This is a genomic window from Schleiferilactobacillus perolens DSM 12744 (genome assembly GCF_001435585.1).
GTDB lineage: Bacteria > Bacillota > Bacilli > Lactobacillales > Lactobacillaceae > Schleiferilactobacillus > Schleiferilactobacillus perolens.
In genome coordinates, this window is record NZ_AZEC01000005.1 from 144,274 (window position 1) to 164,954 (window position 20,681).

Here is a 20,681-nt window from a genome sequence, read left to right on the forward strand (position 1 = left end):
TGAATTGTTGAGCGTCCTGGTCCCTTTAGCATGGATTAGGCTTGCAGTACCTTGTTTAAGAATGCTTGTGTCCGTTCTTCTTGCGGATGGTCGAAGATTTCTGTGGGTGTCCCTTGTTCCAGAATCTTACCGCCATCAAAGAAGACGACCCGATCGGCCACTTCCTTAGCAAAGCCCATTTCGTGGGTCACAATCACCATGGTCATGCCTTGTTGGGCTAGTTTGCGCATGACTTGCAGCACATCGCCGACCATTTCTGGATCTAGCGCACTGGTGGGTTCATCGAACAACATGATGTCCGGATGCATTGCGAGCGCCCGGGCGATGGCGACCCGCTGCTGTTGGCCGCCGGATAATGAAGCAGGCATGGCGTCCGCTTTTTCCGTTAAGCCCACCGTTTCGAGGAATTGCCGGGCTTCAGCAGTGGCGGCGGCTTTATCGGCTTTCTTCAATTCCACTGGCGCCAGAATCACGTTTTCTAGAACTGTCATGTGTGGAAAAAGATTGAAATGTTGGAAAACCATGCCGATTTTTTCCCGAATATGATTGATATCCACATGGGCTTGACTGATGTCGGCACCGTCGATGAGAATATGGCCCTTCGTGGTGGTTTCTAATCCATTGATCATCCGCAGCACCGTGCTCTTGCCGGCGCCTGAGGGTCCGATCAAGACGACCACTTCGTTATTTTTGACATTTAAGTTGACATCTTTGATGACGTGATTCGTCCCATAATCTTTATAGACATCTTGCATCTGGACTCGATAAGTTGTGTCTGTCATGACGCTTGCACCTTCTTCTGGACCCACTTAGAGAACCAAGTGAGCAATGTGATAATAACGACGTAAATGATGGCTACCATGGTCCAAATTTTGAAACCTTCCATATTGCGAGCGATGATGATCTTCCCGGTCTGGGTCAGTTCCAGAATGCCAATGATGGACAGGATGGAGGTGTCCTTCAAGGTAATGATGAATTGGTTGACGAAACTGGGGACCATAATGCGAATACCCTGGGGCAAAATGACCTTGCGCAATGCCTTGCCAAAGGGAAGTCCCAGGGAACGGGCGGCTTCCATCTGGCCAACATCCACAGCCTCAATGCCGCCCTTGACGAAGGCGGCTGTGTAGGCTCCTTCGTTTAAGGTCAAGGTAATAATCCCGGCCACAAATGCCGGTACTTTGGTGCCAATTAAGCTGGGCACGCCCGTATAAATGAATAAAGCCAACACCAGTAGCGGTAATCCCCGGAAGATATAGATGAACGTGGTCGATATGCCTCGAGCAAATACATTTGGCAACACGCCCAACAGGCCAATCAAGATTCCGACGATGGTTGCGAAGATAATTGCCACGATTGTAACTAGCAAAGTTTCTTGCAGACCGCCCATTAATGTGCCCCAGTTGGCTTTGAGCAATCCCCAAAAGGAGCGATCCGTCTCTTGGTTTTTTTTATTGGCAGCGGCTTGGGATTTCTTAGAACCTGTCCCTAAGTATTTTTGCACGATTTTCGTATATTGTCCGTTGGCCTTCAATTTTTTTAGACCAGCATTGAATTTGGCCATGAGGGCAGTGTTCTTCTTGTTGGTAGCAAAACCATATCCGGTGGGGTTCGCCGGTTTTGTGACAATGCTCAGCTTCATCCCAGTATTGATCGCGTATTGCATGACCGGGGAATCTTCAAAACAGGCCACTGAATTACCAGTAGTCACGTCTTGATACATATTATTGGAATCATCGAAGGTGACGGTGGAAAAACCGTATTTATCCTTCACGCTCAAGGCGTAAGCGCCAGCGGCCGTCCCGGTTTTGACGGCCACACGCTGACCCTTGAGTTGTTTCAAACTCTTGATCTTGCTACCCTGTTTGACGGCCATGACCACTCCGACTTTGTAGTAGGGGTCACTCATCAAGAACTTCTGCTGACGTTCAGGTGTGATGGACATGCCGGCAATCACGCCGTCAATCTGGCCAGCCTCTAGCGCCTGTACGGCGGCGTTGAAGCCGACTGGTTTGATATTAACTTTGAAGCCTTCTACTTTAGCGATGGCGTTCATTAAGTCAATGTCGATCCCGACGTATTGGTTCTTTTCATTAGCAAATTCGAACGGTGCATAGGTCACATCGGTTCCAATGGTGTAAGTCTTTTCAGCGGCCTGGGCAGTTGGGGCCGGCCAAAGTGTGAAAAGGAGAGCCACAAAGAGTGTGGTAAACGCGGTTAAATAGGATTTTCGATGCATGACGCACCCACTTTCTAATTATCTCACATGGATCTCATTATAATTGGTGGTATCCGTCGTTGTCGATAGGTTATGGCAAGGTTCCTGACATGGGGAAAGAAAAAACACCCAGCGTATGGGTGTTTTCATCAATTTAAAGTTTTCCTTCTTCGTGCTCTAATTCCGCCTTGTGCGTATCCGGTACGTAAACAAAATCCGGGTTAATACCATCGTCAATTTTCTTCCAGGCGGCTTTCATTTCTTTGTCCACTTCATTAATCGCGGCCTCATCCAGCCGGCCCTGGCGGGAGACGGTGATGGGTTCGCCAAACCCGACGATCAGCTTTTGCCGTTTCAACAGGCCCCAGAAGGTCAACGGCCCTTGGTAAACCACCGGCACGAGTTGAACTCTGGCAAGTCGAGAAATTAATGCTGCCCCGCCTTTGACGTCATTAGAATAACGGGTGCCGGTGGGGAAAATGATCACGGATAAGTTTCGTTTTTTCAGATTCGTGACCGGCGTCTTGATCGCGCTGGGGCCGGGATGGGCTCGGTCCACGGGGAAGGCGTGGGCGTGGGTGAGAATCCAGCGGATGATGGGATTATGGAACAATTCGGCCTTGGCCATGAAAGAGAATTCCATCGGACTACCGGCGACTGCGAATAATACGGGTTCCCACCAAGTGCGGTGGGGAGCGACTAAGACGTACGTGCCCTCTGGAATGTTTTCTTTGCCTAAGACCACCATGTGGCCATTGAGTACAAAAATAATGAACCGGACGATAACACGGAATATTCGATAGAACATCGGGTGTTCAACTTCTTTCAATTAATTTCGTTCACAGTTAAAATAGGACGGAGATTGTGACACATCAGATCATAATCTGTTTTCGATTATAACAGAAAAGAGGCCTGAGATAGTGGGGGAAGTCGCACTTTTACCGGGAGAGCGGATCGACCAGTTGGCACCTGCGGGGATTCGGATCATTCAACATCCCCACGTATTTGCTTTCTCATTAGATGCGGTGTTGCTGGCGGCGTTTGCCCAGTTGCCAAAGCGCGGCGGGCAAGTGGTGGATTTAGGCGCCGGCAACGGCGCGGTGAGTTTGTTTGCTGCCCATCACACCACGGCGCAGATGACATTGGTGGAGATTCAGCCGCGGCTAGCGGATATGGCGAGGCGTTCTATTGTGCTCAATGATCTCACACAACGGTTAACGGTATTAAATATGCCAATGCAAGAAATTCTGACTGAGATTCCCAAGGATAGTGTAGACGCTGTGATGACTAATCCACCTTACTTTAAGGATTCACCGACAATTGAAAAGAAAAGTAATCCCCATTTCGCACTGGCCCGTCATGAATTGACCGTCACGCTGACAGAAGTGGTGGCGTTGAGTGCGGATTTACTGAAGTTTAATGGTAAGTTGTTCATGGTCCATCGGCCTGATCGATTGGGCGAGATACTAAGCAAATTGCAAGTTCACCAACTCGCACCCAAGCGATTGCGGTTTGTATACCCCAAGGCCGGACGGGAGGCTAACATGGTGCTGATTGAGGCAATTCGCGGTGGCCGGCCCAATGGTTTGCGGGTATTACCCCCGCTCGTCGTGTATGATGAACAAGGAAATTATGAAGCGGAGGTCAAACGTGCACTCTTCACAGACTGAGGATCGGGTCTTTTGGTTTTATGTACTGCTGTGCCGGGACGGTTCCTTTTATGGCGGCTTTACGACAGATCCGGTACGGCGGGAGGCGGAGCACAATGCCGGTGAGGGGGCCAAATATACCCGGTCGCGGCGCCCAGTACACCGGATTTATCAGGAATCATTCACCACTAAACATGATGCGCTCAGTGCGGAGGCTAAATTTAAACGTTTGACGCGTAAACAAAAGGAACATTTTTTGACGATGCATGCGGTGAAATGGTAGAACTGCTTGCAGTTACCGGATTCGTTCTGTATAATGGTTTAGTATTTGTTAAATACACATGCATATTGATCGGCGGCGTGGTGCACTTGGTGTTCGCCGCCGGGATGACATATGCAGAGGACAAAACTATTTGGAGGTTTTTACAATGGCTGTATTATCAATGAAGCAATTGCTTGAAGCCGGCGTGCATTTTGGTCACCAAACACGTCGCTGGAACCCGAAGATGAAGAAGTACATCTTCACTGAACGGAATGGTATCTATATCATCGATCTGCAAAAGACCGTTAAGATGATCGATACGGCTTATGATTTTGTTAAGGATGAAGCTAGCAAGGGTGCTGTTTTCCTGTTTGTTGGTACAAAGAAGCAAGCCCAAGATTCTATTGAAGAAGAAGCCACACGCGCTGGTCAATATTACGTTAACCATCGTTGGTTGGGCGGTACTTTAACGAACTGGGAAACCATTCAAACTCGGATCAAGCGTTTGAAGGATCTGAAGAAGATGGCTGAAGATGGTACTTTCGACGTATTACCAAAGAAGGAAGTTTCTTTACTTGGTAAGGAACGCGAAAAACTGGAACGTTTCTTAGGCGGTATTGAAGACATGCCGCACTTGCCAGACGTGATGTTCATTGTTGATCCTCGCAAGGAAGACATTGCTGTTCACGAAGCAAACAAGTTGAACATTCCGATCGTTGCGATGGTCGATACCAACACTGATCCAGACCCGATTGATGTCATCATTCCTTCAAACGATGACGCTATCCGTGCCGTTCGCTTGATTACTTCTAAGATGGCTGATGCCATTGTCGAAGGCCGTCAAGGCGAAGACAACGACGATCAACAACCGGAACAGCCGGCTGCTGAGGGCGAAGCTGCCCCAGCGAAAGATTCCATGGAAGATATCGTCAACACTGTTGAAGGCGACAACGACAGTGACACCGATGTCAATGATACCGTTGAATAATTATTGAACACATGTGAAAAGTGGCCAGCCCCGGAGAAGACTATGGGTCGGGGCCACTTTTTGCCAATTAAGATGAAAATTCATATATTATATTAGGAGGATTTTACCCATGGCAGTAACTGTACAACAAATTAAAGAACTGCGGGAAAAGACCGGCGTTGGCATGATGGATGCCAAGAAAGCATTGGTTGCCGCAGACGGTGATATGAGCAAGGCTGTTGATGTATTGCGTGAAAAAGGCATTGCCAAAGCGGCTAAGAAGAGCGATCGGGTCGCTGCAGAGGGCTTGGCCCACATTTCGATCAACGGCAACGCTGCCGCTATCATTGAAGTGAACTCTGAAACTGACTTCGTATCTGCAAACGACAAGTTCCAAACTTTGGTGAAGAATATTGCGGATACGATTGCAGCAAACAAGCCCGCCGATATGGACGCTGTGTTGGCATTACCAATGGGCAAAGATACGCTGAAAGCAGCAATCACTGAATTGACTGTGGTTATCGGCGAAAAGATTTCCTTGCGTCGTTTCCAGGTTGTTGAAAAAACAGATAGCCAAAACTTTGGTGCATACCTGCACAATGGCGGCCAAATTGCTGCATTGACTGTACTGGAAGGTGCTGATGAAGAGACTGCCCGCGATGTTGCGATGCACGTTGCTGCCATCAACCCGAAGTATTTGGATAAAGATGCCGTACCGGCTGACGTTTTGGCTCACGAAAAAGAAGTGTTGACGGAAGAGACGAAAAACGAAGGCAAGCCTGAAAAGATCATTCCCAAGATCGTTGAAGGTCGTTTGCACAAGTATCTTTCTGAAATCGCTTTGGCTGACCAAGATTACGTCAAGGATCCTGACCAAACTGTGGCTAAGTATGTGGCCAGCAAGGGCGGCAAGTTAGTTTCCTTCGTACGTTATGAAGTCGGTGAAGGGATCGAAAAGAAGGAAGAAAACTTCGTTGATGAAGTGATGTCCCAAATCAAGGACTAATTTTCTTTTGACTTTTTAGTCAGAAAACCGTGTTTCAGCGTTAAGCTGGGGTGCGGTTTTTTTATTTTGGCTTTGATTTGGTAAAGAAATTATTTTCCGGATCGCAGAACCGACGCCTCTGTGTAAACGGGCGAAACGACCCAGCTCCCTCGATCTAAGGCCATCCTGGCCAAAAATCCACAAGTGCGGGCAGAACCGACATTCCCGCGTAAACGGGCGAAGCCGACCAGAAGCTAGCACAGAAGAGACGGCAGGCAAAAAAACCTAAGTGCGGGTAGAACCGACGCTTCTGTGTAAACGGGCGAAACGACCCAGCTCCCTCGATCTAAGGCCATCCTGGCCAAAAATCCACAAGTGCGGTGGATTTGTGTCCAGGCTGTCCTTAGATGTCGGGAGCTACCCGGGTCGTTTCGCCCTCTGCCTTCTTTTATGGTAAACTATTACACAGCAAACTAACGGAGGAATCGCAATGAGTGGGATCAAGTATCATCGTATCGTTTTGAAAGTCAGCGGCGAGGCTTTGGCTGGGGATAAGGGTTTCGGTATCACCCCGCCGGTCATTGATCGCATTGCCAAACAAATCAAAGCTGTCCATGATTTAGGTGTCGAAGTTGCCGTGGTATGCGGCGGCGGAAATATCTGGCGAGGTGAAACCGGCGCCGAATTGGGCATGGAGCGTGCCCAGGCTGATTACATGGGTATGCTCGCGACAGTCATGAACGCTCTGGCATTGCAAGATAGCCTAGAACATATGGATGTTCCCACCCGGGTCCAAACATCCATTGAAATGCGCCAAATCGCTGAACCATACATTCGCCGGCGGGCCATTCGTCATCTTGAAAAGGGACGGGTTGTCATTTTTGCTGGCGGTACCGGTAACCCGTATTTCTCAACCGATACTACTGCAGCTTTACGGGCGGCTGAAATTGGGGCTGACGTGATTCTTATGGCCAAGAACAACGTGGACGGTGTTTATTCTGCTGATCCCAATAAAGATCCCCACGCTGTAAAATATGATGAATTGACCCAATTGGATATTATTCAGAAGGGGTTGAAGGTCATGGATAACACGGCCAGCTCACTATCCATGGATAATGACATCCCGTTAGTGGTTTTCAATATGAACAAACCAGGCAATATCGTCAAAGTGGTTGAGGGTGCAGCAATTGGCACCACCATTAAAGCGGAAGCCGATGAAGACAAAAATAATAATTAAGGAGGCCACAACAAATGGCAACAGAAGATCTATTAGAACGGACTAAGGCGGGAATGGGCAAGGCTCAAGATGCCCTGCGCAACGATCTGGCTAATATTCGAGCTGGTCGGGCCAATGCCGGTCTACTCAATCGAATTCAAGTGAATTATTATGGTGCACCCACGCCTTTGAATCAAATGGCGGCTATCAATATCCCTGAACCGCGGGTATTAATGATTACACCCTACGACAAGTCTTCCTTGAATGATATTGAGAAAGCAATTCTGGCATCAGATTTGGGGTTAACACCAGCCAATGACGGGAATGTCGTCCGCTTGGTGATTCCTCAATTAACGGGTGAGCGCCGTAAAGAATTAGCCAAAGAAGTTGGTAAAGATGCGGAAGAAGCTAAAATTGCGGTGCGCAATGTTCGTCGAGATGCCATGGACGAATTAAAAAAGGCTGAAAAAGCGGCTGAGATCAGTGAAGATGTCATGCACGATTTAGAAAACAAGGTGCAAAAACTGACAGATGACGCGGTCAAAGGTGTCGATAAAATCGCCCAAGACAAGGAAAAGGAAATCACTGAAGTCTAATTGAGTGATCAGACCCGTTGGTGCGATGCAGCGGGTCTTCTTCATTGCAAAAAAGCGAGGCGAAACGATGGCTGCACAATCAGATGAAATTACGATTCCTAAGCACGTTGCCATTATCATGGACGGTAACGGTCGCTGGGCTAAGGCACGCCATTTGCCCCGGGTTGCTGGGCATAAGGAAGGCATGGACAACGTTAAACGGATTGCGATTGCGGCCAGCCATTTGGGAATCAAGGTATTAACGGTTTATGCCTTTTCTACGGAGAATTGGCGGCGGCCGACTGATGAGGTGAATTACCTCATGGGTTTGCCGGTGAGATTCTTTAACCACTATATGCCCGATTTAATGGCTGAAAATGTTCGGGTGAACGTGATGGGGTATTTGGACGAATTACCTGCCCAAACTCGGCAGGTGACCTTGGACGCCATGGATCAGACCAAGAATAATACCGGTATGGTTTTGAATTTTGCGTTCAACTATGGCGCCCGCAAAGAGATCACCACGGCTGTCCAACAAATTGCATCGGCTGTAGCCGAAGGCCAATTAGCGGTTGACGAAATTAATGAAAAAACCGTCGCCGATCATTTATTTACCGCCTCATTAGGCAAGTGGCAGGATCCAGATCTATTGATTCGGACTAGCGGCGAAGAACGGCTGTCTAACTTTTTACTATGGCAGTTGGCTTATTCCGAATTTGTATTTACAGATGTCCATTGGCCGGATTTTACCAGCCAGGATTTAGAGAAAGCTGTTCAGACATTTAGTCACCGACAGCGCCGCTATGGCGGATTAAAGTAAGCGAGAGGAAGTTTGGCATGCGACAACGGGTAATCACAGCGATTTGGGCTTTGGCAATTTTTATACCAACAATTTGGTTTGGCGGGTGGGCCATTGAGGTCTTGGCTATTCTGCTCGGACTGGTTGGTCTGTCTGAGTTCTTCTTGATGCGCAAACGAATTGTGGTGTCGCCAGACTTTTTTGTGGCTGGTTTGGGCATCATTGTCATAATCTTGCCGGCCGGGTTTTACGGGTGGCTGAAAGGTTGGCTGCCTAACAACGTTTCCCACTGGTTCAATATCACCGAGTTCTTGATGATTCTGTTCATGTTAATGCTGGTGATCACGGTTACTAGCAAAAATCGGATCAACGTCGAAGATATTGCCATCTCCGCATTAGCCATGGCTTATTTGGGCGGCGGTTTTGGCTCCTTAGTAATCGTGCGTAATCAAGGCAGCTTCATCAAATTGCTCTTTGTATTATTAATCGTTTGGACGACAGATTCCGGTGCGTATATGTTTGGTCGTAAGTTTGGTAAACATAAGTTGACGCCCATTTCTCCCAACAAGACTTGGGAGGGCTCAATTGGCGGCACAGTGGCCGCTGTCATTGTGGGTACGGTGTACTGTTTGATTTTCCCTGAGGTCCAGGCGTGGGCAATGTGGCGGATGGTATTGATCATCTTGATGCTGTCTGTGGTGGGTCAGTTTGGTGATTTAGTTGAATCGGCATATAAGCGGTATTTCGGTGTCAAAGACTCCGGCAAGATTTTACCTGGTCATGGCGGTATTCTCGACCGATTCGACAGTCTGCTATTCGTCTTGCCGCTGGTCCAGGTGTTTGGGTTACTGTAACCTTTCACGAACGTTGTAAAGGAGTGAATCAATGAAGGGCGTTATTGCATTTATCCTGGTCTTTGGGATCATCGTACTGGTGCATGAGTTTGGCCATTACTTCTTTGCCAAACGCGCTGGTATTTTGGTGCGGGAATTCTCTATTGGCATGGGACCCAAACTATTCTGGCACCGGTCGCATGGGACGACGTACACAATTCGAATTTTGCCCCTGGGCGGTTATGTCCGCATGGCTGGCACGGCAGATGATGAAGATGAACTCGAGCCAGGCACCATGGCCACCTTGGAGATGAACGATCAAGGGGTGGTTACCACCATCAATACGAGTGATAAAGCCACCAATGTGAGCGGCATACCCGTGCAAGTGGCCAAAAGCGATCTTGAGAAGGAACTTTGGATCGAGGGCTATGAGAATGGCGACGAAAGTTCGTTGAAACGCTATTCGGTGGATCATGATGCGTTAATTGTTGAAAAAGACGGCACCGTGGTGCAGATTGCGCCTTTGGACGTTCAATTTCAATCGGCCAGCTTGCCTAAACGGATGCTGACCAACTTTGGCGGACCGTTGAATAACTTCTTGTTGGGCATCATCACGTTCATGATTATGGCTTTCGTGAACGGGGGTGCCCCCAACACAGATCAGACCATGATCGCTCAAGTGCAGGCGGATTCACCCGCCATGGTGGCAGGCCTCCATACCAAGGATATCGTCGAAAAGGTTGATGGCAAGGCGGTGGCTGGCCTCAGCGACTTTTCTAAACAGATCCAGGGCAAAGCAGACCAGGACGTTCAGGTCCAAGTTTTGCGGAATGGCCGCCGGCGGACACTCACAGTGAAACCCCATACGGTGACTCAAGAGGGCAAAAAGGTGACGCAGATCGGTGTTGTGGTTTCACCCGGTTTGGATACGTCGTTTATGGCCAAAGTTAAATATGGCTTTACGGAAACGTGGTATATCATTACCCACATCTTGCAAATCCTGGGATCATTCTTCACAGGTGGTTTCAGTTTGAACAAACTTGGTGGGCCGGTAGCGATTTATCAAGCCTCTAGTCAAGCCGCCAGTTTCGGCTGGATTTCGGTAGTCACGATGATGGCCAGTCTTTCCGTCAACCTGGGGTTAATGAACTTGCTGCCGATTCCGGCACTGGACGGCGGCAAGTTGCTTTTGAACATTATTGAAGGTGTTCGCGGCAAGCCAATTTCAGAGGAAAAAGAAGGCGTGATTACGCTGATCGGGTTCGGGCTATTGCTGCTCTTAATGGTTGCCGTCACCTGGAATGATTTTCAGCGGTTATTCACGCACTGAGCCCACTAAACGGTTCAGGCAGAAAGGGAGATTTTGTTGTGCGTCAATCCAAAATGTTAATTCCGACACTTAAAGAAACACCTTCCGACGCGGAAGCCATCAGCCACCAACTTATGTTGCGAGGCGGCTTAATCAAGCAGGAAGCGGCCGGGGTATATGTCTATTTGCCTTTAGCTTGGCGGGTACTGCAAAAGATTGAAAAAGTTATTCGCGAAGAAATGGATAAAATCGATGGGGTGGAAATGTTACTCCCCACTTTGATTCCTGCTGAATTATGGAAAGAATCTGGAAGGTATGAGACTTATGGGCCTAACCTTTATCAGTTGAAAGACCGGCATGACCGAACATTGCTGTTAGGGCCTACCCATGAGGAAACCATGACGGACATTATTCGCAGCAGCGTGAAGTCTTACAAGAAGCTGCCGTTGTTGTTATACCAAATTCAGACGAAGTATCGGGATGAGGATCGACCACGCAACGGTTTACTCCGCGGTCGTGAATTCATCATGCAGGATGCTTATTCGTTCACAGTGAACAATGACGATTTGGATACGATTTTTGACCATGTCGAAAGTGCCTATATCAATATCTATAATCGGGTCGATTTAAATTACCGGGTCATTATTGGTGATGCTGGTGCCATGGGTGGTCGGGATTCCAAGGAGTTTTCTGCCATTGCGCCAATTGGTGAAGATACCATTGCCTACTCTGATGGCAGCGATTATGCAGCCAATTTGGAGATGGCTACCAGTCAATTACCGGCTGTTCAAGTCCATGAAAATCTTGGTGAACTGAAAAAGGTAGCGACACCAGGGGCTAAGTCGGTTGAAGAAGTGGCCGATTATCTAAAGACAGACGTTGATCAAATCGTGAAATCAATTCTTTTCATTGCTGATGAAAAACCGGTCCTGGCTTTGATTCAGGGCACTCATGAAATCAATGATGTGAAGCTGAAGAACTTCCTGGATGCGGACGAATTGCGCTTGGCTTCTGAAGACGAAATTCAACATTACCTCCATGCACCAGAAGGTTCCTTGGGTCCAGTGGGTATTGACGACGACATTCGGGTGGTGGCTGATTTAACGATTAAGAATATGGCTAACGCTTACGTCGGCGCTGATGAAGAAGGTTATCACTTGGCTAACGTCAATGTGGGCCGCGACTTCACGCCCGATGACTTCGCTGACATTCGCGTTGCCCAGGCCGGGGAAATTTCTCCAGACGGTGAGGGTAAACTGAGATTTACGAAGGGCATTGAGATTGGGCACATATTCAAGCTAGGTACCCGTTATTCCGAGACCATGAATGCCACCGTCTTAGATGAAAATGGCCGTTCTGTACCCGTAATCATGGGTAGTTATGGGATCGGTGTATCCCGTCTGCTGTCTGCGATTGTGGAACAGCACAATGACGAACACGGCATCATTTGGCCCAAGTCCATTGCGCCTTTTGATATTCATGTTGTTCCGGTGAATATGAAAAACGATGATCAACGACAATTGGCCGATGAAATTGATAGTATGCTGACCAAGGCCGGCTATGAAGTATTACTGGATGACCGTAATGAGCGAGCGGGCATTAAGTTTGCTGACGCCGATCTGATTGGTATCCCAATTCGGATCACAGTGGGCAAGAAGGCCGCCGACGATATTGTGGAGGTGCATTTACGGGCGACTGGTGATAATATTGAAGTCCGCAAAGATGAATTGGCGAATGTGCTGCCGATTTTACGGGCCAAATTAGATGGTCAAGGCAGCGCCGAGTAACCACTGATTTAAGTCACCGTTTTTTAGTTTGACAGAAAGGGTTGAGTCATTTGGCATTATCTCCGGAAGAAATGTTGACCCAACTCCTCGACCAGATCGACATGACGGTCTCCGCTCCCGGCGGGGACCGTTTTGTTGGTGGCGCCGTGGAGAAGGTCATCGTTCATGAGCAGACCAAGCAGTGGGAATTTGTATTGCGTTTGCCGCAATTACTGCCGTTTACTGCATACAGTGTATTTCTAAGCAAGTTGACCAAGGCCTTTGCCGACATTGCCTCCGTGGCCGTCCGATTGAACGTGACCAACCCGCAATTCGACAATCAACTATTGGCCGATTATTGGCCCTATATCGTCCAAACCTGTGCGGCCTCATCACCAGCATTAGCCCAAGTGGCGGCACCGACTTTGCAAGGCGACCGAGTGGCCATCAGTGTCGACAACGAAGTGGTAAAAAACTACGTCGTGGAGAACGCCTTGAGTTGCGTGGAAGAGGCCTATGCCAGATTGGGTTTCCCTGCGTTTAACATTCATGTCTACGTGGACGATTCTGCGACCCAGGAAAAAATTGAGGCGTTACGCCAGCAGCAGGAACAGCACAACCAAGAGCTGTCGGCTCAGGCGTTGATCAAAGCCCAAGAGAAGGCTGTGACTGGCGGTTCCAGTAATGGCGGTGGCGCGTCCAGTGGTGACGGGGTGCATATCGGCAAGCCTATTCCCAGCGATGCGCCTGTCAAACAGATGGGGGATATTACGGAACCGGACCGCACGATCGTGGTCCAAGGCAAGATTTTCTCCTGTGATGTGCGGACTTTGCGCAGTGGCAAACAAATGCTGTTGTTTGAGATGACAGACTATACATCTTCCTTTACGGTGAAAAAATTCTCTCGTGAATCTGGTGAAGATCCGGATTTTGCACAGGTACAAGTTGGCCAATGGGTCAAGGTACGGGGTCCGGTGCAAGAGGATAAGTATTCTCAAGAACTGATGATTAATGCCTACGATATTCAAACGATCTCCCATCCTGAACGGCAGGATACGGCCGAAGGTGACAAACGGATCGAGTTGCATTTGCATACCACGATGTCACAGATGGATGCCACTAATTCTGCCACAGATTATGTGAATCAGGCCGCCATGTGGGGCATGCCAGCCATTGCCGTAACGGACCATGCCGTCGCTCAGGCCTTCCCTGAGGCCCACACGGCCGGATTAAAAAATAAGTTAAAAGTTATGTATGGGGTGGAGATCAACCTCGTGGATGACGCCACCCCGATTGGTTATAATCTCCGCGACCAAGCCTTGAATGGCGATGAAGAGTATGTCGTGTTCGATATCGAAACGACGGGACTGTCTGCACCGACCGACCGTATTATCGAAATCGGTGCGGTCAAAATGAAGAATAATAAGGTGTTAGCCAAGTTTGATGAATTTATCAATCCGGGCTTTCCTTTGAGTGCCACCACGATCAACCTGACCACAATTACCGACGAAATGGTCCAAAGCGGCGGCAGTGAAGAGGAAATCATCAAGAAATTCACTGATTTTGTGGGGGACGATATTGTCGTAGGGCACAACGTCACTTTTGATATTGGCTTCATTAACGTCGCTCGCCACCGGCTCGGCTGGCCGTCTGTGCCGAATCCAATTATCGATACGTTAATTATGTCTCGGACCTTACATCCTGAACGGGGCCGGCATACCTTAGACAGCTTGTCGCGGGTGTACAAGATTACGTTAACGCAGCATCACCGAGCTTCTGATGACTCGGAAGCCACTGGATATCTGTATTTTGCCCTGTTGAAAGAAATGGTGGAACGATTCCAGACAGCCAATGTGAACCAGGTCAACGACCATATCGGCGGCAAGGATGCTTGGAGTACCGGCCGGCCTAGTCATGCAATCATTATTGCTAAGACTCAAGCAGGGTTGAAAAATTTATTCAAGATCGTGTCCTTCTCTCTCACAGATTACTTCCATCGCGTGGCCCGTGTACCCCGCAGTATTTTGAATAAGTATCGCGAGGGCATTATCGTCGGATCTGGCTGTGCAGATGGCGAAGTCTTCACTGCGATGATGCAAAAAGGATACGCAGACGCCAAAGAACTGGCAACCTACTATGACTATCTGGAGGTTCAGCCCCATGCGGCATATGAACCTTTATTAGCGACTGAAATGATTAAAGGGAACGACCAGCTGGAAGAAATTTTGAGCAACATGGTCAAACTCGGCCAAGAATTGGATAAGCCTGTGGTCGCCACCGGTGATGTCCATTTCCTGAATCCCGAAGATGCCATTTATCGGGAAATTTTACAGCGATCAATGAAGATCAACGCCCATCGTAAGTTGTATTTCCCTGATCTGCATTTCCGCACAACAGATGAAATGTTAAAAGATTTTGCCTTTTTGGGTGAGGAAACTGCCCATCAAATTGTCGTCGACAATACGCATACCGTGGCCAACTGGGTCGATGATGATATCACCCCAGTGAAGGACAAATTGTACACCCCGCACATGCCTGGCGCCGAAGAGGACATCCGCCGACTCACGATGACCCAAGCAAAAGAATGGTATGGTGATCCATTACCTGAGATTGTCCAGGCTCGTTTGGATAAAGAGTTAAAGAGTATCATCGGTAACGGGTTCTCAGTCATTTACCTGATTGCTCAAAAGTTGGTGCATAAGTCCAACAAGGATGGGTACTTGGTTGGTTCCCGGGGCAGTGTCGGCTCGTCACTGGTGGCAACCATGACCGGGATCACTGAGGTCAATCCGTTGCCGCCGCATTATCGCTGTCCCAATTGTCATTATTCAGAGTTCTTCACCAAGGGCGAAATCGGTTCTGGTTTCGATTTACCCGATAAGAAATGTCCTAAGTGCGGTACTGAGTTAATCAAAGAGGGCCAGGATATTCCCTTCGAAACGTTCCTTGGTTTCAAAGGAGATAAGGTACCTGATATCGATCTAAACTTCTCCGGGGATTACCAACCCATTGCCCACAACTATACCAAGGTATTGTTTGGTGAAGATTACGTTTATCGGGCCGGTACCATCGGCACGGTGGCGGAGAAAACAGCGTATGGTTACGTCCTGCATTACCAAGAAGTGACTGAGCAAAAGATTCGGGGCGCGGAAATTGACCGCTTAGCTGCAGGGTGTACGGGGGTCAAACGGACCACTGGTCAACATCCAGCGGGCATCATTGTTGTCCCAGATGATATGGATATCTATGATTTCACGCCGATTCAGTATCCGGCGGACGATCGGGATGCAGCGTGGAAGACGACTCACTTCGATTTCCATTCAATCCATGACAATATTTTGAAGCTTGATATTTTAGGTCATGATGACCCCACGATGATCCGGATGCTCCAGGATCTGTCCGGGGTTAATCCTAAGACCATCCCGTATGATGATCCCGGCGTGATGGGGTTATTTTCTGGGACAGAACCGTTGGGTGTGACTGAAGAGCAAATTCAATCGAAGACTGGCACATTGGGTGTGCCGGAATTTGGTACCCGTTTTGTGCGGGGGATGCTGGAGGAAACGCACCCGACCACGTTTGCCGAATTATTGCAGATTTCTGGTCTGTCCCATGGGACGGATGTGTGGCTGGGCAATGCAGAGGAATTGATCCAACAGGGTGTAGTCAAACTGAAGGACGTGATCGGCTGTCGGGACAACATCATGATGGACTTGATTCATTGGGGCCTGGATTCACAATTGGCTTTCCAAATCATGGAACATGTCCGTAAGGGGCGTGGTATCCCTGATGATTGGCAGGACAAGATGCGAGAGAACAAAAACATTCCATCCTGGTACATTGATTCCTGCTTGAAGATCAAGTACATGTTCCCCAAGGCCCATGCGACGGCTTACATCGAAATGGCATTGCGCATTGCATGGTTCAAAGTTTATTACCCATTGGCTTACTACTGTGCTTACATGTCCGTCCGAGCCGATGATTATGACCTAGTCGCCATGACTAATGGTAAGGAAACGATTAAGGCTGCTATGCAAGCAATCAATGAGAAGGGCAATGATGCCAGTGCCAAAGAGAAGAACTTACTCACAGTATTGGAAATTGCCAACGAATGCTGGGAGCGGGGGATCCGTATTAAAATGGTCGACATCGATAAATCAGAGGCTCAAAACTTCACGATTCTCGACGACCACACCTTACTTGCACCCTTCAACGCCGTCCCATCTCTTGGCGACCGTGTAGCCAAAAATATCGTTGCCGCCCGCGCAGAAAAACCGTTCCTTTCCAAAGAGGACATCGCATCCCGCGGCGGCGTCTCCAAGACGCTAATGGAATACCTGGACCACAATGGCGTCCTAGAAGGCCTACCAGACGCGAACCAGTTGTCGTTGTTCTAAATTTTGTGCTAACAAGTAAGGGTTGAGACCAAAGCTCGAATCCTGACGTCTCCAGTGCCAATGCGGAGCATTGGCACGGCCGTCATCGACAGCTTTAGCCTCAACCCTTTTTCTAACATTTTTGTCACTTTCATTGACGCCCCGCCCCTATGTGCTATCTTTAACGTAACTTAAGGTGGGAGATGTTAAAATGAGCACTCTAACATTCAAACTGTACCCGCTCAGCCTAGGCAACCAGTACGACATCCTCGACGATGACCAGACCGTCCGCTACCGCATCCATGGCAACGGCCGAGTCATCCGGACAGCCTATGCAATCAGAGATGCAGAGGACAATGAGATCGCTAGACTGGAAGCACCCGGCGACCTAGTGAACCATTTTGTGATCAAGATGCAAGGAAAGGTCATTGCGACGATTGAGGGCACCACCAGGAAAGCGGATAGTGACTTCATCATCGACGGTGGTCAAATTAAGATTACCCGGCACGTCGATTCTCAACTCAACGGCTATGACGTGATAGTGGGCGATACTCAAGTGGCCGCGATTGCCACGCCCTTTAAAAGCGGCGGCGGTACCCGCGTTCAAATTCTTGATGAAGATTATGAAGGCTTAGTCGTCGCCATCACACTCGCCATTTTTTGGAGTCATAAACAAAGCAGCGGTCGCACTGATTAGAAATTGACGACCAGAAAGGACAGATGCCCATGAGTCAATTATTCGTCCACCAGCACGTATTTAGTCTTCGCGGTCAATTTGATGTCACTGACATTAATGAAAAACCCGTTTATTCCGTCACTGGCAGTTTTTTGAAAGTGCCTAAATACTTTACGATTTACGATCATACCGGTCGGGAAATCGCCAAAGTCGTGCACCAGCCGTTTCATTTCTTCTCTACGTTCGACGTGGAAATGAACGGGACGGTGGTGGCCACGATTCGGCAACGCTTCAGCTTTTTCCGCAGCCGCTTCGATATCGACAGTGGGACGGTGACCGTTCAAGGCAGTTGGACAAACTTCCAATTTGGCGTCTTCGCGAACGGTCAGCAAGTCGCGTCTATTCATGAAGATGTCTTTTCCTTTGGCCATGCTTATGAACTGGACATCGAAGATGACGATTACGAAGGATTGGTTGTGGCATTGGTATTGGCGATTGACTATGCGAAGTCTCAAGCCGCTTCTGGTTCTGCGGCCTCTTCTGCTAATTAATTCAGGATCAATTGAGGAGGGCTGAAAAGTGCCCTCTGTTTGCATACTGGTGCGGTTTATGGTACATTATATGCAGGATTTCTCATACTTCGGTAGGGGTGAGCAGTGATGCTCACTTTTTTTTGGAATTAGTTTTACTAATCGAGTCTATCGAAAGATGAGAAAAAAGCCGTGTAAATAGGTTAACAGCAAGCTTTCATAATGAATTCAGACGTTCAATAAGCAAGGGGCGAAACGGTCTGCAAAAATTCGTTTCGCCAGAGAGGAGTTGATGTCGTGGCAAAGCAAACAATTGTCGAAACGGTGACTGACATTGTGCAGCCAATCGTGGCCGATGCCCATTTACAACTCGTCGATGTCGAGTATGTGAAAGAGGGCAAGAATTGGTACCTCAGAGTGTATGTGGATAAAAGTGGCGGTATTGACGTGGAAGAGATCGCCAAGATCAGTGAACCCATCAGCACGGCACTGGATGCGATTAAGCCTGATCCATTTCCCGCCAGCTATGTATTGGAAGTTTCTTCTCCCGGGGCAGAGCGGCCGTTGAAGACGGATCAGGATATGACGAATGCGGTCGGCGATTATATTCATATTTCGCTATACCAGCCACAGGATGGTCAAAAAGTATTCGAGGGTACGCTGAAAGAGGTCACGCCAGAGTCTTTGACTTTGACCGTTAAAGATAAAACGCGGCGAATTGATAAAACATTTGCGCGCCAAGCAGTGGCCCACGCCCGCTTAGCCATTGAATTTTGAGGAAAGGGATTAGTAAATATGAGTGCTGAAATGCTCACCGCATTAGATGAATTGGAGCGCCAAAAGGGCGTCAAAAAAGAAGTGGTGGTTGACGCCATTCGGGCAGCGCTGGTTTCTGCGTATAAGCGCAATTACGGCCAGGCGCAAAACGTGGAGGTCGACTTTGATGATAAAACGGGTGAATTCCATGTTTACGCCGTGAAAGAAGTCGTGGACACGGTTTTTGATTCCCGATTGGAAGTCGCGTTGAAGGACGCCTTAGCGCTCAATAAAGCTTACGAAGTCGGTGACCACATTCGTTTTGAGGTCACCCCCACCAACTTCGGCCGCATTTCGGCGCAGACCGCTAAGCAAGTGATTATGCAGCGGATCCGTGAGGCCGAGCGTTCCATCGTTTATGACGAATATAGCCAATACGAGAATGAGATTATGTCGGGTGTTGTAGAACGGCGTGATAATCGCTTCGTCTATGTCGACTTAGGCCGCATTGAGGCGGTTTTGAGCAAGCAGGATCAGATGCCCAACGAAAATTACAATGCGCACGACCGAATCAAGGTCTATGTGTCTAAAGTCGAAAATAGTCCGAAGGGTCCGCAAGTATTCGTTTCTCGGACTGCCCCGGATTTTGTTAAACGGCTATTTGAACAAGAAGTGCCAGAGATTTACGATGGTACTGTTGAGATTGCTGGTATCGCCCGGGAGGCCGGCGACCGCACGAAGATTGCAGTCAAGTCCAATGACCCGAACTTGGATCCTGTCGGCACCTGTGTGGGACCAAAGGGTCAACGGGTACAGGCCGTGGTGAATGAACTCCACGGTGAAAATATGGATATCATCCAGTATGAAGATGATCCGGCGGAATATATCGCTAATGCGTTAAATCCTGCTGAAGTCATTGCCGTTCAATTCGCCGATGATAACGAGCGTAATTGCACAGTGATCGTGCCCGATTCGCAACTATCTTTAGCAATCGGCAAACGAGGCCAAAACGCTCGGTTGGCAGCGCGCCTAACGGGCTACCGGATTGACATCAAACCAGAATCAGAAGTGGAATTTGTCGACGATGATGGTCAGCCAGATGATGATTTAAATGGTGATGAAGAATAATGGCAAAGGCTAAGAAACAAAAGAAAGTGCGCAAGATCCCGATGCGTAAGGATCTGCTCACGAATGAAATGCGTCCGAAAAAAGAGATGGTGCGGATCGTCCGCGATCCAGAAGGTCTGATCAGTATTGATTCTTCTGGCAAAAAATCTGGTCGTGGTGCCTACGTTTCCTTGAATCCAGCAGCAATTGCCACAGCGCAAAAGCAGCATTTGGTGGAACGGGCATTGACTGGTACCGTCTCAGAAACATTCTATGATGATCTGTACGCTTATGTGGATCATCGCAAAGCCCGCGTCGAACTATTTGGGCCAGACGCATGACGCCAATGAATACGCAGAAATTGATGAATTTGATTGGTCTTGCCCAGGCAGCGTCACAGCTGACTGCTGGTGAGCCCCAGGTACTGGCGGCTATTCGCGCCAAGGAGGCAAAACTTGTCATCCTGGCGGCAGATGCCGGTGCCGCGACGACCAAACGCATCACAGACAAGAGTGCCTTCTACCAGATTCCCCTCACGCAGGCATTAACCAGTATGCAAATCGCGCAAGCGTTGGGTAAACCTCGCAAGATTCTTGCGGTCACCCAGGCTGGTTTCGCCCGCAGTATGGAGGCTCTTATGTAACTGAACAGAGGAGT

The 20,681-nt window shown here is 48.7% G+C and carries 19 protein-coding genes and 1 pseudogene; 17 read left to right on the forward strand and 3 right to left on the reverse strand.

The features are described from left to right. Nucleotides 1-35: 35 nt before the first annotated feature. From FD09_RS07385 to FD09_RS07395, 3 genes are all read right to left on the reverse strand, one after another. Nucleotides 36-782 (reverse strand): amino acid ABC transporter ATP-binding protein, encoded by a 747-nt coding sequence (locus FD09_RS07385; RefSeq protein WP_057819883.1) that lies wholly within the window; start codon nucleotides 780-782, stop codon nucleotides 36-38. After that, nucleotides 779-2,197 (reverse strand): amino acid ABC transporter substrate-binding protein/permease, encoded by a 1,419-nt coding sequence (locus FD09_RS07390; RefSeq protein WP_420806849.1) that lies wholly within the window; start codon nucleotides 2,195-2,197, stop codon nucleotides 779-781. The genes FD09_RS07385 and FD09_RS07390 overlap by 4 nt, the downstream gene beginning before the upstream one ends. Nucleotides 2,198-2,372: 175 nt before the next feature. After that, nucleotides 2,373-3,026: a lysophospholipid acyltransferase family protein gene (locus tag FD09_RS07395; protein ID WP_057819887.1), complete on the reverse strand. Its 654-nt coding sequence runs from the start codon at nucleotides 3,024-3,026 to the stop codon at nucleotides 2,373-2,375. Between the two features lie 112 nt (nucleotides 3,027-3,138). Here FD09_RS07395 and FD09_RS07400 point away from each other — a divergent pair, with 112 nt between their 5' ends. From FD09_RS07400 to FD09_RS07480, 17 genes and pseudogenes are all read left to right on the forward strand, one after another. Continuing rightward, nucleotides 3,139-3,888, forward strand: a complete 750-nt coding sequence (locus FD09_RS07400) for a tRNA1(Val) (adenine(37)-N6)-methyltransferase (protein WP_057819889.1) — start codon at nucleotides 3,139-3,141, stop codon at nucleotides 3,886-3,888. Next, nucleotides 3,869-4,150, forward strand: a complete 282-nt coding sequence (locus FD09_RS07405) for a GIY-YIG nuclease family protein (protein ID WP_235812230.1) — start codon at nucleotides 3,869-3,871, stop codon at nucleotides 4,148-4,150. The genes FD09_RS07400 and FD09_RS07405 overlap by 20 nt, the downstream gene beginning before the upstream one ends. A gap of 145 nt (nucleotides 4,151-4,295) precedes the next feature. After that, nucleotides 4,296-5,117, forward strand: coding sequence for a 30S ribosomal protein S2 (gene rpsB, locus FD09_RS07410; RefSeq protein ID WP_057819893.1), 822 nt, complete (start codon nucleotides 4,296-4,298; stop codon nucleotides 5,115-5,117). 109 nt (nucleotides 5,118-5,226) lie between these two features. Further along, nucleotides 5,227-6,102 carry a translation elongation factor Ts gene (gene tsf, locus FD09_RS07415; protein WP_057819895.1) on the forward strand — a complete coding sequence of 292 codons (876 nt, stop codon included), beginning with the start codon at nucleotides 5,227-5,229 and terminating at the stop codon, nucleotides 6,100-6,102. A gap of 469 nt (nucleotides 6,103-6,571) precedes the next feature. Further along, the gene (gene pyrH / locus FD09_RS07420) at nucleotides 6,572-7,318 is read left to right on the forward strand and encodes a UMP kinase (RefSeq protein WP_057819896.1); all 747 of its coding nucleotides are present in this window, start codon (nucleotides 6,572-6,574) and stop codon (nucleotides 7,316-7,318) included. 14 nt (nucleotides 7,319-7,332) lie between these two features. Next, nucleotides 7,333-7,893 (forward strand): ribosome recycling factor, encoded by a 561-nt coding sequence (gene frr / locus FD09_RS07425; protein ID WP_057819898.1) that lies wholly within the window; start codon nucleotides 7,333-7,335, stop codon nucleotides 7,891-7,893. A 67-nt stretch (nucleotides 7,894-7,960) separates the two neighbouring features. Next, entirely contained in the window at nucleotides 7,961-8,692 is a 732-nt protein-coding gene (locus tag FD09_RS07430) for an isoprenyl transferase (RefSeq protein WP_057820216.1), read from the forward strand. Nucleotides 8,693-8,709: 17 nt separating this feature from the next. After that, nucleotides 8,710-9,525 (forward strand): phosphatidate cytidylyltransferase, encoded by an 816-nt coding sequence (locus FD09_RS07435; protein ID WP_057819900.1) that lies wholly within the window; start codon nucleotides 8,710-8,712, stop codon nucleotides 9,523-9,525. Between the two features lie 31 nt (nucleotides 9,526-9,556). Beyond that, nucleotides 9,557-10,834 (forward strand): RIP metalloprotease RseP, encoded by a 1,278-nt coding sequence (rseP, locus tag FD09_RS07440; protein WP_057819902.1) that lies wholly within the window; start codon nucleotides 9,557-9,559, stop codon nucleotides 10,832-10,834. 38 nt (nucleotides 10,835-10,872) lie between these two features. Continuing rightward, on the forward strand, nucleotides 10,873-12,600 hold the full coding sequence (locus FD09_RS07445) for a proline--tRNA ligase (RefSeq protein WP_057819903.1): 1,728 nt from the start codon (nucleotides 10,873-10,875) through the stop codon (nucleotides 12,598-12,600). A 50-nt stretch (nucleotides 12,601-12,650) separates the two neighbouring features. Next, complete coding sequence (locus tag FD09_RS07450) at nucleotides 12,651-16,976, forward strand: PolC-type DNA polymerase III (protein WP_057819905.1); 4,326 nt, start codon at nucleotides 12,651-12,653, stop codon at nucleotides 16,974-16,976. Between the two features lie 190 nt (nucleotides 16,977-17,166). After that, a complete protein-coding gene (locus FD09_RS07455; RefSeq protein WP_057819907.1) occupies nucleotides 17,167-17,652 on the forward strand; it encodes an LURP-one-related family protein in 486 nt (161 codons plus the stop codon). Between the two features lie 29 nt (nucleotides 17,653-17,681). Further along, nucleotides 17,682-18,182: an LURP-one-related/scramblase family protein gene (locus FD09_RS07460; RefSeq protein ID WP_057819909.1), complete on the forward strand. Its 501-nt coding sequence runs from the start codon at nucleotides 17,682-17,684 to the stop codon at nucleotides 18,180-18,182. A gap of 276 nt (nucleotides 18,183-18,458) precedes the next feature. Further along, nucleotides 18,459-18,938, forward strand: a complete 480-nt coding sequence (rimP, locus tag FD09_RS07465) for a ribosome maturation factor RimP (RefSeq protein ID WP_057819912.1) — start codon at nucleotides 18,459-18,461, stop codon at nucleotides 18,936-18,938. 18 nt (nucleotides 18,939-18,956) lie between these two features. Beyond that, a pseudogene (gene nusA, locus FD09_RS07470) lies at nucleotides 18,957-20,042 on the forward strand (transcription termination factor NusA); the annotation flags it as partial. Between the two features lie 2 nt (nucleotides 20,043-20,044). Beyond that, on the forward strand, nucleotides 20,045-20,365 hold the full coding sequence (rnpM, locus tag FD09_RS07475) for an RNase P modulator RnpM (protein ID WP_057819913.1): 321 nt from the start codon (nucleotides 20,045-20,047) through the stop codon (nucleotides 20,363-20,365). 5 nt (nucleotides 20,366-20,370) lie between these two features. Continuing rightward, nucleotides 20,371-20,667 (forward strand): ribosomal L7Ae/L30e/S12e/Gadd45 family protein, encoded by a 297-nt coding sequence (locus FD09_RS07480; RefSeq protein WP_057820218.1) that lies wholly within the window; start codon nucleotides 20,371-20,373, stop codon nucleotides 20,665-20,667. Nucleotides 20,668-20,681: the final 14 nt, after the last annotated feature.

Bases quoted from the DNA above. Each gene is read 5' to 3' on its own strand.
- FD09_RS07385 (WP_057819883.1), bottom strand. From the start codon at position 782: ATGACAGACACAACTTATCGAGTCCAGATGCAAGATGTCTATAAAGAT.
- FD09_RS07395 (WP_057819887.1), bottom strand. From the start codon at position 3,026: ATGTTCTATCGAATATTCCGTGTTATCGTCCGGTTCATTATTTTTGTA.
- rpsB (WP_057819893.1), top strand. From the start codon at position 4,296: ATGGCTGTATTATCAATGAAGCAATTGCTTGAAGCCGGCGTGCATTTT.
- tsf (WP_057819895.1), top strand. From the start codon at position 5,227: ATGGCAGTAACTGTACAACAAATTAAAGAACTGCGGGAAAAGACCGGC.
- pyrH (WP_057819896.1), top strand. From the start codon at position 6,572: ATGAGTGGGATCAAGTATCATCGTATCGTTTTGAAAGTCAGCGGCGAG.
- frr (WP_057819898.1), top strand. From the start codon at position 7,333: ATGGCAACAGAAGATCTATTAGAACGGACTAAGGCGGGAATGGGCAAG.
- FD09_RS07430 (WP_057820216.1), top strand. From the start codon at position 7,961: ATGGCTGCACAATCAGATGAAATTACGATTCCTAAGCACGTTGCCATT.
- FD09_RS07435 (WP_057819900.1), top strand. From the start codon at position 8,710: ATGCGACAACGGGTAATCACAGCGATTTGGGCTTTGGCAATTTTTATA.
- rseP (WP_057819902.1), top strand. From the start codon at position 9,557: ATGAAGGGCGTTATTGCATTTATCCTGGTCTTTGGGATCATCGTACTG.
- FD09_RS07455 (WP_057819907.1), top strand. From the start codon at position 17,167: ATGAGCACTCTAACATTCAAACTGTACCCGCTCAGCCTAGGCAACCAG.
- FD09_RS07460 (WP_057819909.1), top strand. From the start codon at position 17,682: ATGAGTCAATTATTCGTCCACCAGCACGTATTTAGTCTTCGCGGTCAA.
- rnpM (WP_057819913.1), top strand. From the start codon at position 20,045: ATGGCAAAGGCTAAGAAACAAAAGAAAGTGCGCAAGATCCCGATGCGT.
- FD09_RS07480 (WP_057820218.1), top strand. From the start codon at position 20,371: ATGAATACGCAGAAATTGATGAATTTGATTGGTCTTGCCCAGGCAGCG.